This is a genomic window from Lacticaseibacillus suihuaensis, assembly GCF_054785075.1.
This window is the reverse complement of record NZ_BAAGBJ010000015.1, coordinates 1-14712: the sequence shown is the minus strand read 5'-3', so window position 1 is coordinate 14712 and position 14712 is coordinate 1. Positions and strand designations below refer to the sequence as shown.

The 14712-nt window shown below is 60.9% G+C and carries 13 protein-coding genes and 3 tRNA genes; 11 read left to right on the top strand and 5 right to left on the bottom strand.

The window, feature by feature from the left end:
- Window positions 1–20 precede the first annotated feature (20 nt).
- Complete coding sequence (locus ACYVRZ_RS11385) at window positions 21–386, bottom strand: pyridoxamine 5'-phosphate oxidase family protein (RefSeq protein ID WP_461226990.1); 366 nt, start codon at window positions 384–386, stop codon at window positions 21–23.
- Between the two features lie 129 nt (window positions 387–515).
- Window positions 516–1451, bottom strand: a complete 936-nt coding sequence (locus tag ACYVRZ_RS11380; protein ID WP_461226988.1) for a formylglycine-generating enzyme family protein — start codon at window positions 1449–1451, stop codon at window positions 516–518.
- 237 nt (window positions 1452–1688) lie between these two features.
- Here ACYVRZ_RS11380 and ACYVRZ_RS11375 point away from each other — a divergent pair, with 237 nt between their 5' ends.
- Window positions 1689–2573 carry a DUF6574 domain-containing protein gene (locus ACYVRZ_RS11375; RefSeq protein WP_461226986.1) on the top strand — a complete coding sequence of 295 codons (885 nt, stop codon included), beginning with the start codon at window positions 1689–1691 and terminating at the stop codon, window positions 2571–2573.
- 9 nt (window positions 2574–2582) lie between these two features.
- Window positions 2583–4208 carry a zinc ribbon domain-containing protein gene (locus tag ACYVRZ_RS11370; RefSeq protein ID WP_461226984.1) on the top strand — a complete coding sequence of 542 codons (1626 nt, stop codon included), beginning with the start codon at window positions 2583–2585 and terminating at the stop codon, window positions 4206–4208.
- Between the two features lie 105 nt (window positions 4209–4313).
- On the opposite strand, the gene ACYVRZ_RS11365 is transcribed toward ACYVRZ_RS11370, so the two are convergent.
- A complete protein-coding gene (locus tag ACYVRZ_RS11365) occupies window positions 4314–5756 on the bottom strand; it encodes a hypothetical protein (RefSeq protein WP_461226982.1) in 1443 nt (480 codons plus the stop codon).
- A 145-nt stretch (window positions 5757–5901) separates the two neighbouring features.
- Here ACYVRZ_RS11365 and ACYVRZ_RS11360 point away from each other — a divergent pair, with 145 nt between their 5' ends.
- Genes ACYVRZ_RS11360 through ACYVRZ_RS11350 form a run of 3 tightly spaced genes read left to right on the top strand, consistent with a single transcriptional unit; the run spans window position 5902 to window position 10275 of the window.
- Window positions 5902–8091: a vWA domain-containing protein gene (locus ACYVRZ_RS11360; RefSeq protein ID WP_461226980.1), complete on the top strand. Its 2190-nt coding sequence runs from the start codon at window positions 5902–5904 to the stop codon at window positions 8089–8091.
- Window positions 8088–9488, top strand: a complete 1401-nt coding sequence (locus tag ACYVRZ_RS11355) for a pilin N-terminal domain-containing protein (protein ID WP_461226978.1) — start codon at window positions 8088–8090, stop codon at window positions 9486–9488. Before ACYVRZ_RS11360 ends, ACYVRZ_RS11355 begins: the two co-directional genes overlap by 4 nt.
- The gene (locus ACYVRZ_RS11350) at window positions 9475–10275 is read left to right on the top strand and encodes a class C sortase (RefSeq protein WP_461226976.1); all 801 of its coding nucleotides are present in this window, start codon (window positions 9475–9477) and stop codon (window positions 10273–10275) included. Before ACYVRZ_RS11355 ends, ACYVRZ_RS11350 begins: the two co-directional genes overlap by 14 nt.
- Window positions 10276–10449: 174 nt before the next feature.
- On the opposite strand, the gene ACYVRZ_RS11345 is transcribed toward ACYVRZ_RS11350, so the two are convergent.
- Window positions 10450–11880, bottom strand: a complete 1431-nt coding sequence (locus ACYVRZ_RS11345; RefSeq protein WP_461226974.1) for a C69 family dipeptidase — start codon at window positions 11878–11880, stop codon at window positions 10450–10452.
- A 145-nt stretch (window positions 11881–12025) separates the two neighbouring features.
- Here ACYVRZ_RS11345 and ACYVRZ_RS11340 point away from each other — a divergent pair.
- The 6 genes from ACYVRZ_RS11340 (at window position 12026) to ACYVRZ_RS11315 (ending at window position 14245) form a co-directional block, all read left to right on the top strand.
- Window positions 12026–12096 (top strand) — tRNA-Gln (locus ACYVRZ_RS11340).
- 129 nt (window positions 12097–12225) lie between these two features.
- Window positions 12226–12296 (top strand) — tRNA-Gln (locus ACYVRZ_RS11335).
- 116 nt (window positions 12297–12412) lie between these two features.
- Entirely contained in the window at window positions 12413–13045 is a 633-nt protein-coding gene (locus ACYVRZ_RS11330; RefSeq protein WP_461226972.1) for a TMEM175 family protein, read from the top strand.
- A gap of 46 nt (window positions 13046–13091) precedes the next feature.
- Window positions 13092–13613: a hypothetical protein gene (locus ACYVRZ_RS11325; RefSeq protein WP_461226970.1), complete on the top strand. Its 522-nt coding sequence runs from the start codon at window positions 13092–13094 to the stop codon at window positions 13611–13613.
- An 89-nt stretch (window positions 13614–13702) separates the two neighbouring features.
- A tRNA-Glu gene (locus ACYVRZ_RS11320) sits at window positions 13703–13774 on the top strand.
- Between the two features lie 138 nt (window positions 13775–13912).
- Entirely contained in the window at window positions 13913–14245 is a 333-nt protein-coding gene (locus ACYVRZ_RS11315) for a DsrE family protein (RefSeq protein WP_461226968.1), read from the top strand.
- 310 nt (window positions 14246–14555) lie between these two features.
- On the opposite strand, the gene ACYVRZ_RS11310 is transcribed toward ACYVRZ_RS11315, so the two are convergent.
- Complete coding sequence (locus ACYVRZ_RS11310) at window positions 14556–14669, bottom strand: hypothetical protein (protein ID WP_461227051.1); 114 nt, start codon at window positions 14667–14669, stop codon at window positions 14556–14558.
- Between the last annotated feature and the right edge of the window lie 43 nt (window positions 14670–14712).

Genomic DNA, 14712 nt, shown 5'->3' with positions numbered 1-14712 from the left:
CGCGAGGCATTTTGCCGTCGCTAGATTTTTTGTTCAACGTCATCGATGGTCACAATCAACAGCCGCGTCAGCCACGGGAACTGCGCCTTCTTGGCGTCAAAGGCCGGACCCGAAGCGACGAAGCGGCCCCGCCCATGGACGTGAAACCCGGCGCCAGGGCCCACCGTTCCGGTGATGTCCTTGCTACCGAAGGTCAGGGTGACGCGGTTATCCGTTGGAAAATCGGCCTCGATGCTGTGCATCCCGGCTGCCGGAATCCACAGCTCACCGTCCTGCAGTGTCACGTATGACATCCATGTGTTCACCACATGGGCCGGGGCTGCATTGACCGTAATGATGGTGACCGGCCCCTCGCGGTTTAACACATCAAGAAAAGTCTGATTCATTTTCCCACTCCTTTCGCAATCCGCAGGCTCATTCCTGCACGATTCGCTAAGTGCAGTATACGCCGCTGCCGCAGAGGTAGGCACACTCCAATCTATCTTTTTTGTATCATTAGGCAGTCACGTTCTGTACTAGCGACGGGGCAAGCAGCAATCCATCGGCTGGGTCTGCCGCGTCGCCTTTTCACCAGGACCGGTCACCCGGTCTTGGGCATGCCGAACGCAGCGGAAGCCGAGGTTTGAGGCCGCGGACTGCCCCGCCTCGCCGTTGCGAGCACTCAGTCGGTACCGTTTGCAGTACGACTCGTGGCAGAGGAATGACCCGCCGCGGGTGGCGAAGACCTGATCCGGTGCCAGCTGATCCATCGTCGCAAAATCCTTGGCCGAAAGCATGGCCAGGCTCGTCAGCGGGATGCGAGCGGGATTGAGGCACCACTCCCAGACGTTACCGATCGGCTGGAAAAGGCCGTAACCGTTGGGCGCAAAGCTGCGAACCGGTGCGGTCCCGACGAAGCCATCCGCGGCGGTGTTCGTGTTGGGAAAGTCCCCCTGGAAGGTGTTGCAGTGAAACTGGTCCCCTGCGGTCAAAGAATCTCCCCAGTACCAGTGGTCGTTCGTGCTACCGCCGCGAGCCGCCACCTCCCACTCGACCTCGGTCGGTAACGTCGCCTGAGTCCAGCGGCAATAGGCCAGTGCGTCATCGCGCGAGACGTGAACGACCGGGTGATCGCCTAGCTGCGACACATCCGAGTCGGGGCCGAAGGGATGGGCCCAATCCGCACCGGCCACCGCGTACCACCACGGCACCCCCGGAACCTGGCGACTAGCCGCCAAGGTCTTGGGGCTGGCCAGCAGGTGGAACACGAAGCTGTCGCCAAAGCGTTCCGCGTCTGTCTTGTAGCCCGTGGCGGCGACGAAGGCGGCGAATTCGGCGTTGGTCACCGTCGTTGCGCCGATTTCAAAGTCCGGAACGGTTACCGTGACCTTGGGTGTCTCGTTGTCCTGGAAAAACCCCTTGGTCCGGTCGTTGGTGCCGATTTGATACGTACCCCCTGGAATCTTAATCATGTGTGCCTCCTCAAAGTAATGGCGATGCCAGTCTTGAATGCGTTCCCATTCTAGCACAGTTTGACCGTTCTGTGCCATTTTTAGCAACGAACCAAAATGACGCGTCACGGCGAGAAAACTGACCGCAAGCGTTTTTTTATCACACAACGATTGCGGTGACGACGGGTTTGCCGTATCATCTAGAATGTTATAATGTCATTATTTTGAAAATTCGGTCCCACGAAAGGAAGTCATCCTATGAAAACATGTCCACAATGCGGCGCCCAACAAGAGGAAAGCGCCAAGTTCTGCACCAACTGCGGCTTTAACTTTGCGCAGGCCGCCCAGCAGCCGGCCGAACCAACACCGGTTCAGGCCCAACCGGCGCAGGCTCAACCAGAGCAGGCTCGGCCGCAGGCGCCGCAACAGCCGACCCCGCAACCAACCCCTGCCCCGCAGCCAGCCCAGCCGCAATCCGATTCCCTGGCCAACGCCAAGCAGGCCGGCCTCAACTACTGGAGCTGGTTGATTGCTAGCGTCAAGCGACCGACCGCAAGCGACCTCACCGGTGGCCGGTACTACGGCTTGGTCTCCCTGCTGCTCATCGCCTTTTTCACCACCGTGTCGATCGTCAAGCCGATGTTTTCGGCAGCCAACACGGTCAGCTCGGCGGCCAACATTTTCGGCGAAAGCGTGTCCAGTGCCGTTTCCAGCACCGCCAACAGCGCAATCTGGGGTGCCGGCTTCCGGCTGTTCATTCTGCTGATCTGCGTTGACTTCGTGCTCTTTCTCGGTGCCTTTCTGGGTCGCCGCGCCATCACCGGTCAACCCAGCGACTTCTGGGGCTTGATGACCCGCTACCAGCAGCGCGTGGGCATCAGCGTCTTTTTGAGCTTCGCAGCGGCCGTACTCGGCCTCTTCGCCGGCGCCGCCACCATCACGGTGATCGCGCTGATCATCAGCCTGAACTTTGTCTTCCAAACCGTCGCCTTCTACCAAGTTGCCCTGGGTACCCCGCAAAAGGGCGGGATGGATCCCGTTTACACCCTGGTTTTGATCAACGTCGGCATGACGGTTGTTAACCTGCTCATCATCACCGTGTTCGGCAGCTCGCTGGTCGACATGGTGCAGCACCTGTTCTAGGAGGATTCCATGACGCAATTGTTCTTTCTTCAAGCCGACAACGGGGCCGGTGCCGCCACCCAGTTTTGTCCTAACTGCGGAACCAAGGTCACGGCCAACGACCGCTTTTGTCCTAACTGCGGCTTCGATTTGACGCCAAAAGTGGCCCCAAAGGCCGCCGCCGCGGCTGAGACGCCAAGGCCTACGCCGGCGCCACAACCCGCCGCACCGCAGTCGGCCAGCAATCCGGCTGCGGCCACCCCAAATTCGGCCCAACCCCCGATCGCGCCAGCCACCCCGACCGCCACGCGCAGCCAGCAGGCCAAGCCGATGAGTCGCCAGGGCAAGATCAAGCTCGGCCTCGGCATCGGCGTCGCCGTCGTGCTTTTGGGCGGCTACTTCGGTCTGAAAACCTACTACGCGCCGGCGCGGCAGGTCAGCCGCCTGATGACCACGGTCACCAGCGGCAGCAAGGCCAGCTTCGCCAAGGCGATGGCGACCACCGACCCCGGGCTGAAGCTCAACCAGGCCACGGTCGGGCCGTTCGTCACCTACCTGCGAGCCGACAAGGAACGCCTGGCCAACTTCACCCGCACCTTGCAAAGTGGCGCCACCTCGCGCTACGGCGTGAAGCTCACCACACGCGGCAAGCAATGGCTGCTTTTTCCTAAGTACGTGCTGGCCGCAGACACCCCGACTTATGTCGAGCTGACATCCAGGCGCAAGGGCGTCACGCTTTTGCAGGACGGCAAGCGACTGGGCACCACCAGCGCCAGCAGCAAGTCGCTCAAGGCCGGTCCGCTTCTGCCTGGTCAGTACCGCTTCTCGGCCACCGGCCAGGTTGCGGGCACCAAAACGACGGCCAAGCTGCTGGTCACCGTTGACAGCAACGGCGACCAGGCGCCGGTGGCCTTTGACTTCAACACGGTGAAGCTGGACGTCACCTCGGATCTTGAAGGCGGCCAAGTCACCGACACCAACGGTGACAAGCTCGGCACCATCAAGGACGGCACGGCCAAAATCGGGCCGGTTGTCTACGTCAAAGGGCTGAAGTTCTTCGTCACCAAGGCCTTCAAGTCCGGCACCGTCACCACCCAGAAGTACAACCCGGCGGATGAAGCCGACACCAGTGCCAACATCAACGCAGAAGTGACGCTCAACAGCAGCGGCACCCTGGACGAAGACACCGCCGACAACATGGTCTACAACGTCTTGAGCGGGGTGCAAAGCCTGTCTTCGGACAGCGATTCAGACCTGGCCGACTACTTCACCGACACATCCAACAACGCCTACAAGTTCTTCCACGACGTCGGCACCAGCTACGCCAAGCGCGACGATGTCTCCTACTCCGGCTTCGGCGGTCGCGCGGTTAAGGTGAGTCGGACGGATGCCGACGAATGGGACGTGACCTTCGACATGACCTACACCGTCGATTACACCGATTCCGAAAAAGACGAGCGCGTTCAGACCTTCACCGGCGATTTGACCGTGAAGTCGGCCGGCAAGGACGACTATGGTGATCCGACCTACAAGATTACCGGCATGAAGACCACGACCAGCAAGGGCCAAATCGTGCCGGCCATGACCAAGGTTTACGATAACAACGCGAACACCGACGCCGACGGTCCTACCGGCGATTCGGATCGCGTCTACTAGCGCCAGCGTCTGACTGTTACAATCCAGCCGACACCAAAACCGGCACGTTTTCCCTCGCGGAGAACGTGCCGGTTTTGTTTTGCCTATCGCCGTGCCTGACCACAATCACCCGCCAACTCGGGCGGCTCGGGCGGCCGCCAAGGAGATGACCTTCGATTGCGCGTTGCCCTCAGCCCGACCCAGCAGCGCGGCCAGCGCTTCGGCCTGCTCCGGCGTCAGTACCGAGGCGGCGGCCAAGTGCTGAATCAGCGCCTGCAGCATAAGCCGCCCCGCCGCAAAATCGCCCTGATTCTGCAGTGCGGCCAGCACCGGGGCCGCCGCTTCTACGGTCCAGCGCTTGGGCGTCTGCAAGGCGCTGGCGTACAAACCGTCGTACCAGGCCGCCACGGTCAGCACCGCGGTCGCCTGGGCGACCTGGCGCCGCAGCGGCGCGTTGGCCGAATCGCTCCAGATCTCGCGCGCCACCGCAACCGCGGCGTTGTGCAGTCGCGTCGCATTGGCCTTGCGCCACTTGCGGCCGTCGCACTCGGTCACATGGACCAGCTGCAGGTACCGCGCGTCTGGTTCAAAAACCAGGGGTGATGGCGTCAGCCCCGGCTGAAACCACGCGGCGCGAACCGCCTGCTGCTCGGCGTAGTCCAGCATGAAGGCCCGAAGCCCCGCCTCGTCATCGGGCGCGATCCCGCTTTCCCCCATCGCAATCAACATCCGCTTGTTCTCGCGCCAACGCGTCGGGTCTCCGGCCGCCTCAAGCATTTCGGGTGCCGCCGCCGCTACGGCACGGCAACAGCCCGCCGCAGTGGCCGCCTTCAGCCAGCCATTGGCCCCGCCAAACGTCAAAAAGTCTGCCACAAGCGGCGTCAGCGCCGTCAAAGCAGCCGGCTCCAGCGGCAGTTCACAGCCATACAATGTGATCATCGTCGCCTTGAATGCCTGCTGCGTCCAGGTCTTGGGCGTCTTGCGGTGCCATTTGTACACCGCCTCAACCAGCGTCACCAGCGCCAGCTGACAGAGCGCCGGCGTCAGTGGCGTGTTCTGGCCGGCAGCGGTGGCGAGAAACTGGTCGGTCCACGACTCGGCGTCTTGCATGAGCTTGCGGTACGTCGTTTCGTGAAACGCCGGCATCCCCGCCCCCTCCTCAATGTCAAGCGAGCCGGGCAGCGCCGGTTCATCGGTCGCCTCGGCTAGCGCGGCGAAGCGCTCATCGAACATGGCGATGACTTCGTCGGGGGGAACTGTCATGTGCCGTTTCGCGCAGGCAAACAGCAAAAAATATACTGAAATTTCCAGTGCAATGGTCACCGGTTCTTCATCGACCACGGCCGAAGCGAGAAAGCGGTCGAGTCGCGCCAGGCCTTTTGAGAGCTCCAGGCCGTGCCACTGCGCAAGCGGCCGCGGCGATGTCCCGGCCAGGGCGTTGCCCAGCAGCGCAACCACGGCCTCAATTTGATCCGCGCCGTAGCCGGTGACAATCCGCCGGTAATCTGTCGATTGGGTGAAGTGCTGCCAGGCCGGGCGCAGCAAGGCATTGATTGTAGGGGTCTCCATGTGTCGCCTCCGTTTTCTTCAGATTATACGCCAAACCTGACAACGTGCCAGTTTAAAGACTCGCTTCCAACGGGACTTTTTTAGTGTGGCGAGGGTATCCGTTGGGAGCCGGCGTAATCTTTAGAGACGGGCAAAGGAGGTGCTCATGACGAAAAGATGGCAACGACTCGTTGCGGCGGCTGCCGGGTTTTGGCTGGTCGCACCGCTGTCGGTTCGGGCGGCAGCCGACGATCCGTTCGTGGCAGTTAAGCCCAGCGGCAATGTAGATTCCTGGAACATGTCGATGCAGGCGAGCCTAGGTATTCCGCTCACCTCTCTGGGGCCAACCACCTACCACACGTTCGCTGGACTAGTAGGGAGTGGCCTGACCCGTCGCACCGTTGAGAAAGACGGTTCCCACTTCAAAGTCACCACCGAAACCGTGGCTGGCACCGTCGCTTCCACCGGGCCGCAAGACATTGTCCTAGTGGTGGCGGTCAGCCCTGGCAATCGCGAACTGGCGGCCGCGACACTCGCCCAGGTGGCTGATGGACTGCTCACAGCCACAACCAACAACCAAGTGGCTGTGTTGAGCAGCCAGCAAAGCGACGCTAGCACACTCACCACGACCCGATTGACGGCCGGCGATGGTCAGACATTCACGGCCAGTCCGGCCGCCTTGAAGGCCATTTCACTGCCAATCAACCAGACGCCGGCGGTCGACAGCGCCTTTCAGGCCGCGGCGGTGCTGCTGAAAGATGAGACGCTCGGGGCTCGCCCCCTAGCAGCCAAGCGCATCCTCACACTGACAGACGTAGCCACCGGCATTCGGGCGGGGCCGCCAATCACGAACGGCGCCAGCGCCGCTCAACCGCTTGAACGCGACCCGATGCTTACGCCAGAACTACCTCGCCGCGACGTAGTGGCGCTGCACGGTGCCAGCGCCCTTGGGCTGAGCGGCGGCGGTGGTGAAAGGCTGATTGCGTCTGACAGTGACGCGTTGCGCAATGCTGTGAACCAACTACTCGCCCCAGCCTTTGCACCGATCATCAACGCGACCTGGCACGACCAACTGACGCCGGCCTTCAGCATTATCACAGGTCTCACCGTGCCGGCACCGACCTTGACCTGGCTTCGCGTCGATGCCAACGGCGTGACGCAACCACGGCAGCCGCCGAGCTACAGCGCTGCGACGCTTACCACCGTCGGGTCAACACTGACTGCACCCGATCTCACGCTTGCCAGCACCCCAACTTACCGCGATGGCGTTCGTGTGACGTACACGGTAGACGTCACACCACCCTACAAAGACAATCTCTTGCACCTCATCAACACCGGCACCGAACTGACGATTCCCCAACCCGCGCCCTGGTCGCTGTACTACGCGCCAGTGGCGGCCAGGACCCAAACTGTCTCGGCCACCCTCACGCTCACCCAGGCCGCGTCCCCACTATTGGACGAGTGGGGGATGCCGGTTCCGCCGGTCAGCTACTATTTTCGAACCGTCATGGCCAGCGGAGCAATCGGGGAGGCGCAGGCATTCAAGCCAGCAGGCACCAACGTCTTCACCGCGGTCGGTCTTGCGCCGTATGAGAATACACGGCCAATCGAATACAGAATTTCCGCCAGTGATCAAAACGATTACCTCATTGTGCTAACGCCGACAACCATAGGCGAAGGACTGCTTGAGCCCAGAATTACCGCGACAATCATCCCCAAACTGGCTACGCTGAGCTGGGAGGTTCCCAAGCTCCCTGATGGCAGCAACGCACCCGTCACTATCACTCGTAATGAGCGGCTGATCCGTAGTTTTGAACCGGTCGCAGGCCATCTCACCGTCGCTTTGCCGGCCGGTCGCTATCAGCTGTCAGCCGCGGGACCGCCCGGTTTTGTTGGCCCCTCCCAGTTCTTCACGCTGACCGGGCAAACTAAAATCAGCGAACTGACCCAGTCCCCGGCCGCCTTGCCTGCTGCTCTCACCGTGTCTTTGAAACCCTTCACCCTCACCGGTGACACAGATTGGTCGCAAGCCACGCTGACGACGGCCGGCAAAGTGCTGGCGGCCACCGCGGATGGCTTCGGCGGCCTGACCCCCGGCACCTACGTCCTCACCATTGGGACAACCAGCGGCACCTTCACAATTGACAAAGCCGGCAGTGTGACCAACCACGGTGCGTTGAGCGTTGCGGCCACCCTGACCACCGGTGCCGCACCCAATCAGCTGCACTTAACCCAAGTCCCGAGTTCGGCTTCAACCCCCGTTTTGCCCGAAACCGGCGGGGCTGGCGGCTTCGCGATTCTCGGCGGCCTGTCGCTGCTCGGCTTGGGTCTCATCCAAAGGAGGAACCACGCATGAAGAAGTACTGGCTCGCACTACTGGCAATTTTTGGACTCTGGCTTATTCAGTCACCGCAGCCGGCCCAGGCCGCCACTACGGTGGTGCTACACCCCCGGCAGGTGATTGACAACCTGAACGTTCCCAACACCGGCGCCGAAATGCCCGAGCTGGCGACCCTGCCGGCGGTAGCCGATGTGACCTACAGCGCCTATGACATCACCACCTTGTTCAACGAGACCCGCCGCAACCAGAGCAACGCAGCGGCCCAGGCGAGCATCGCCAGCAACTGGGAGCAGCTGGGGGTCGGCTACACACCGGTCGCCACGGCGACGGCGACCAACGACAGCGTGACCTTCGAGGACCTGCCCACCACGCAAGACAGCCTGGACCGCGTCTATCTCTTCACCCAAACCGCCGGTCCCACGGGGCTATTGAAACCGCAACCCACGGTGCTTGGGCTTGATGGCACCGACCGCGATTACGTACTGTATCCCAAGAGCACCGGCGCCAGCCTGACGGTGAGCGTCGCGGGAGAACCGATTGATTCCGCCCTGGTGGCCAGCGTTCCCCGCGGGACCATTTTGACTTACGCCGCGAAGTTCACCATTCCGTCAGACATCGCGGCAAGCCTCACCAACTCCTCAGGCACCTTCACCAGCCTGACCGTCGCCTCGGCAATGTCGGCCGCCGGCACCCAGGCCGTGGCCGACAGCCTCGCTGTAACGGTCGCCGGCCAGCCCGTTGCAACTGATTGGCTCACGCTGGATACGCCGATCACCCTGGCCGCCCTGCCCCAACCAGCCAAAGACGCCCTGGCTGCGCTGGCCGGCCAGACCATCACGGTCACTTACCAGCGCCAGGTCGTTGATCCCCAACCCACGGCCGACCTCGCGAACACCTTGACCGTGACCTGGGGCGGCAGCGGCGAGCCCAGTGTCTTGACCGCCGATAGCGCCGCGGTTGAAACCGGCGGTCAGCGCTTCGAAGCCATCAATCCCTTCTCCAAGGACGGCGTGGCCGGGGGTGCCTTCGTCGTCGCTAAGGCCGACACCACACCGGCGCAATACGCCAAGTTTTCAGACACCACGCTGACCTGGGTCAGTGACCCGGCAGCGGCCACGACCTTTAGCGCCGCGGCGGATGGCAGCTTCGCCGTGACCGGCCTGGCCGCCGGCGCTTACCAGCTTGAGCAGCTTGCCGCGGCAGACGGCTATCGCTTCGTCGCGCCACTCACGCCGTTCACCGTCGCATCCGGTCAGCCCGGCACCGCCGAAAACGCGGTGAAAACGGTGTTTCAGACGCCACTCACCGGTATTCTGCCGGCCACCGGCGGTCTCAGCCTGCTGGTGCTGCTGATCGCGGGTACCCTATTGACCGGCTGGGGACTGCACCGCCGTCGCCATGCGTCGGCGTAAGCGCGGTCGCCTCGCGATTGCACTCGGGCTCTTGCTGCTCACCATCGCCTTTGCGGCCCCGGCGGTCAACGCGCTTTGGACCCAACGCGCCTTGACCATGGCCCAAAATCAGCTGCAGGCCACTGCCGCCGCCGAGAAGGCAGAGAAGGCGGCCCAAAATCGCCTGCTGGCTAGCACGGGTTTGCTGCCCAATGTCGATGTGTTCGCCACCGGCCAAGGCACCGGTGACGCGGCCGCCCATCTGGTCGGTCAGGTCACCATTCCCAAATTGGCGCTGGTCGTTCCCCTGTTTGACACCAGCAGTCCGGCGTTGTTGCAGGAAGGTGCCGTGATTGTACCGGGCACCAGCTTTCCCAGTGGCGATCCCAACACCCACGCCGTGATTGCCGCTCACAACGGCCTGCTGGGCAAGGAGCTGTTCACCCACCTCGACCGGCTGACGATTGGCGACCGCTTCGTCGTCACGATCGGCACCACGGCTCGCACCTACGCCGTCGAGCGGCGGCTGGTCGTTGCACCTGATCAAACCGACACGCTGCGCATCGAACCCGGCCGCGAGCTGGTCACGTTGTTGACCTGTACCCCTTACATGATCAACTCCAAGCGACTGCTCGTGACCGCTCACCGCGTCGCATCGGCGACCTCGGCGGCTCAAACCGCAAGTCGAGGGGCCGCGGCCGCCACCACCTGGGCCTGGACCCGACTGGCCGCACTGCTTGCGGTCGCCGTCGGGGCAGTCGGCTGGTGGGGCTGGCGCAGGCGGCAAAAAAGAATCCGATTACACTAGACAGGAAACCGCATACACGCTATAATATCCCTTGTCTTGTGTTATCAGTGCTAACGATTATCGCGACGACAGACAATTTTCAGGCGCCACCTTCGATTCAGGGTCGAAGGTGGCGCCTTTTTTGCACCGCCGGCATCAAAAAAGGCACCCCATGTGAGGGTGCCCGAGCCGCGGTTACAGGTTCTTGTCCATGTTGAACGTCAGCCGCGACAGCTCCATGCTCTGCATCAGCAAACTCTCGATCTGGTGCTGCGTGGCCTGCTTGACCTGCGCCACAATCTTGTAGTTGGCCTGGGTCAAAGCGTCGGTCAGCGCCTGGCCGGTGAGGTCTTGGGTCGCCGCGTCGGTTTCGGCGATGTGAATCCGGAACTGACGGGACAGCTCCGTCAGGTAGTCGCGGTTTTGCTGGATGAACTTGCTGTAATGACTTTCAACCAGCGCCCCCAGGGAACGGTGCAGCCAGTAGGCCGAATCGGCGCCGTAAGTCAGCGTCTCCGGGGTGTTGGCGTAGCTTGGGTCGGTGTCGTCGGCGTTGCAGTAAAACGGCACGTAAGGGCTGTACGTCGGCATTCCAAGGTTCAGCCACATGATGGCGACGTGGCCGAAGTCGGCCTCACCGCGCAGCTGCAGGATGTGCGAGTTTTGCGTCCGGTTCAAGCCAATCGGCCGGTAGCGCAGGCGATCGGCCGCCGCCCCGTGGCCGAACGGATCAAAGCGCGTCTCGTTGTAATGGCTGCCCAGAATCTGCGCAATGTCCTCGCGCGTGATTTTGTGGTCGGTGTGCATGATGAACGGCAACTCCGCGGATTCCGGCTCTTCCGGGACCTCGGGGTTCAAAATGTGGTGACCGTACCAGACCCGTGGGGTGTTGTAATGGCGGTCTTTCTCGTTCATCGTGCCGAAAATGTGGCGGAAGTTCCACCCGCTTTGGTCCGGGTTGAGGTGATGCGCCTCGACGAACTCACGAATCCCCTCGCTCCAGATGAAGTTGTCCGCATCGTCGAAGTCCACCTGCTGAATCGCCACCTGGTTGGCCGCAATCGCGTAGGCGTCATCGGGAATGCGCTGGGCAACCCAGTGGTGTCCGGTCACGATTTCCATGTACCAGACATTGTCCTTGTCGGAGAAAAGCACGGAATTGCCGGCCGGTGAGCCGTACTGCTTGATCAGCTGGCCGAGGTACTCCACGGCGTGACGGGCCGACTCGACGAACGGCAGCGTCATGTTGACGATCAGATCCTCATCCAAGCCGTCTTCAACCAAGGGGTCAAAGGCCAGGGTGCGTTCGTTGCCGTAGGTGCTTTCCGTCGCCGACATCGCCACGTTCTTGGCGTTAATGCCGCTTTCCTCGTAATCGCCGAACTTGGCCGTGTCGACGTTTGGTACCGCGTTGTAGCGGTAGCCATTCTCCGGCAGCGGTGCGGTGAAACCATTGAGCGGCGACTTGACGCTCAGCCCCTTTTCACCCCGCCAGGCCGGGTGCATGTAAAAGCGGTGCGGTGCAAGCACGTGGAAGGTGTCATCGTTGCGCGCGATCATGGTGCTGCCATCAATGCTTGCGGCCTTCCCAACTAAGATCGATGTGCAGGCGGTTTCTTTCTTCATTTGTGAGCCCCTCTTTTCCAAAGTGTAACTTCAGTGTACGCCATTCACCTAGGAAAAGAAAACCGAACCCGCCCGAAAAAAATTTGCGTTAGGCGTTGACAGCCGCGCCTTTTTCACCTAAACTAATAAACGTTCGATAAGTTATTGGGTAGTAGCGAAGTGGTAACGCAGTGGACTCTGAATCCATAATCATAGGTTCGATCCCTATCTACCCAATCATTCCGTGCCGGCTGGCGCGGATTTTTTTATTCTTACACCTTCGATTCAAAAAAATCGAGAAAGTGTGACTCAGGCGTTGACAACGTCCCCATTTTCTCGTAAACTAATACTCGTTCGTTAAGTCATTGGGTAGTAGCGAAGTGGTAACGCAGTGGACTCTGAATCCATAATCATAGGTTCGATCCCTATCTACCCAATCATTCAGCCGTCTCGGTTTTGACCGAGGCGGCTTTTTCGTGCCGCAAGCCTCCACGCTTGCCTTTCACCACGGAAACAACGATAATGGGGCCACATTCCACTGGGAGGGATTCAATTGAGCAAGGCACGGGTCAATGCACTGAGCGACGGGGTGTTCGCGATTCTGCTGACGATTTTGATTCTGGAGTTTCAACCGGCCACGATCCACCCGGGCCAGCTGGGCCAGGTCGTTGCGCAACAGGCGCCGCTGTTTGCGATGTACATGCTGTCGTACTTTTACGTCGGCACCAGCTGGCTGTTTCACCACGACTACTTTCAGTACGTCAAGCACACCAATCGCACGCTGAACATCCTGAACCTTTTCATTTTGTTCACGGTCACGCTGGTCAACTACGCGATGGTCCTTTTGATTGAGGCGCTGACCAACGGCGACGCCCGAGACATTCAGCTGGCCTTCATCGTCTACGACGCCGTCGCGCTTTTGATTTCCCTGTCGTTTTTGATTGTGTACCGCTACCTCGAGCACCACCCCGAGCTGCAGAGCTTCACGGGCATCGAGCGCCACTACAACCGCATTCGCCTGGATCCGGCTCGCAGCGTTGCGATTTACCTGGCCTCCGCCGCCGCCACCTGCTTCTCCAACGCGCTGGCTGGGCTGCTGCTGGTCGCCGGCGTCGTTTTCCACTTCATCGCCTACCTGCGCTTCAGCCGCGTCATTCACATCGGGGTCCGGTCGCGGCGGCCTTAAAAAAGTCACAATTGCGTGTTATTTTTGGTTCAAAGGGAGTGAGCAGATGCGTCGACAACATCAACAGGCATTGCGAAAGAAGCGAAAGAAAAAGTGGCCGCGCGTGGTCATGGCCATTGTGCTGCTGCTGGTGGCGCTGGGTGTCGTGTTCGTCGTCGCCTTCCCCACCATCAACAACACCTGGCGCAACACCACGGGCAACGACACCCCCGCCGACACGGCGGTGAAAAACGAGCTGGTCAAGCAGATCGAGGCCCAAAAAACCGGGAACGCCGACGTCGACGCCCGACTGGACACCGCAGCCAGCACCCTGAAGGCCACCAAAATGGCCACCATCGTCAAGGCGGCCGGTGACCAATCGGCCATGGCGGCGCTTTTGAAGCAGACCACCGGCGCGTCCAGCGAGCAGGCCGAAGCGGCTTCCGCCTTGCTGTTTGCCAACCAGTCGCTGGCGGGGGTGCGTGAGGCCGTGGCGGCCGGCGACTGGGTCAAGGCCTACCAAGCCTACCGCAATCTGAACGGCACGGCTGCCTTGACCGAGCTCAAGGCGGCGCTTGGGCAGTACTAGTTTTAGGCCGGTAAAACTTTTTTTGGCAGAACGGTTGACGCCAGCACCAAAACCCGGTATAGTAGTTTTTGTGCTTGAGGCGCATTCATTGCCCGTTGGTCAAGTGGTTAAGACGCTTGGTTCTCAGCCAAGAATCACGGGTTCGACTCCCGTACGGGTGATAACAGTAGTTCTGCAGTAAAAAACGGAAAGTCATCGCGACTTTCCGTTTTTTTTGTGCCTCACGACTCGCGATTGCCCCCGCTCCCCGGCTGCGCTAAGATAGCGGTGACCACCGATTTGTCGAAAGGAGTCTTCACATGAACGTCATTTTTCACCTCGATGAGCCGAGCAAGTGGCCCATCGCCTTGGGCAACGTGACCAACTACCTGACGGCCGCGGCCGCGCAAGGCAGCGTGGGGCAAGTCGAGCTTTTGATCAACGGCCCGGCCGTCCTCGGCGCGACTAAGGACGGCGACCAGCCGCTTGCTCCGCTGGTCGCCGCCGGCGTCACCGTGGCGGTTTGCGCCAACGCGATGAAAAGCCACGCGATTACCGCCGCGGCGCTTCAGCCGGGGCTGACCGTCGTGCCTGCCGGCGTCTTCGAGCTGGCCTTGCGCCAACACGCCGGCTACGCCTACATCAAGCCCTGATGCTCAGCGCGAGCCGCCGTGCCTGGCAATCAGCGCGTCGGCCCGGCCCCACATCGCCCACAGCGTGACGCCATGCCCCACCAGCGCCAGTAACAGCCATCCCATCAGCATTGCCATCGCCTCCTGTTTTCACCCCCACCATAGCGCCGCAATGTAACGTTTTCTGCACGGTAAGGTAAAAATTAAGGCGCGTTTTGTAAAAATCGCGTAAAAACCCGCCGACTTGGAGAAGCCGACGGGTTTGCCAGATCAAAGAATCCGGGCTCTTCGTCAAGTGGAGTTGATACAGATTTATGAGAGTGTCTGGACCTTAATTGGTCCGGACGCTCTTTTTGATGCTGTTTGGTTTGAACCAGACGCGCTCCAAGAAAATGCGGTTGATGAAGTTCATCCAGTTCTTGTACCCGTATGCTGTATTTTTGATTCGTTTGATCTGACTGTTGATTCCTTCGAGGAAGCCGTTTGAA

Excerpts from the sequence above, each read along its gene's own strand:
- ACYVRZ_RS11355 (WP_461226978.1), top strand. The coding sequence starts at position 8,088 with ATGAAGAAGTACTGGCTCGCACTACTGGCAATTTTTGGACTCTGGCTT.
- ACYVRZ_RS11315 (WP_461226968.1), top strand. The coding sequence starts at position 13,913 with ATGAACGTCATTTTTCACCTCGATGAGCCGAGCAAGTGGCCCATCGCC.
- ACYVRZ_RS11360 (WP_461226980.1), top strand. The coding sequence starts at position 5,902 with ATGACGAAAAGATGGCAACGACTCGTTGCGGCGGCTGCCGGGTTTTGG.
- ACYVRZ_RS11380 (WP_461226988.1), bottom strand. The coding sequence starts at position 1,451 with ATGATTAAGATTCCAGGGGGTACGTATCAAATCGGCACCAACGACCGG.
- ACYVRZ_RS11350 (WP_461226976.1), top strand. The coding sequence starts at position 9,475 with ATGCGTCGGCGTAAGCGCGGTCGCCTCGCGATTGCACTCGGGCTCTTG.
- ACYVRZ_RS11370 (WP_461226984.1), top strand. The coding sequence starts at position 2,583 with ATGACGCAATTGTTCTTTCTTCAAGCCGACAACGGGGCCGGTGCCGCC.
- ACYVRZ_RS11385 (WP_461226990.1), bottom strand. The coding sequence starts at position 386 with ATGAATCAGACTTTTCTTGATGTGTTAAACCGCGAGGGGCCGGTCACC.
- ACYVRZ_RS11345 (WP_461226974.1), bottom strand. The coding sequence starts at position 11,880 with ATGAAGAAAGAAACCGCCTGCACATCGATCTTAGTTGGGAAGGCCGCA.
- ACYVRZ_RS11325 (WP_461226970.1), top strand. The coding sequence starts at position 13,092 with ATGCGTCGACAACATCAACAGGCATTGCGAAAGAAGCGAAAGAAAAAG.
- ACYVRZ_RS11365 (WP_461226982.1), bottom strand. The coding sequence starts at position 5,756 with ATGGAGACCCCTACAATCAATGCCTTGCTGCGCCCGGCCTGGCAGCAC.
- ACYVRZ_RS11375 (WP_461226986.1), top strand. The coding sequence starts at position 1,689 with ATGAAAACATGTCCACAATGCGGCGCCCAACAAGAGGAAAGCGCCAAG.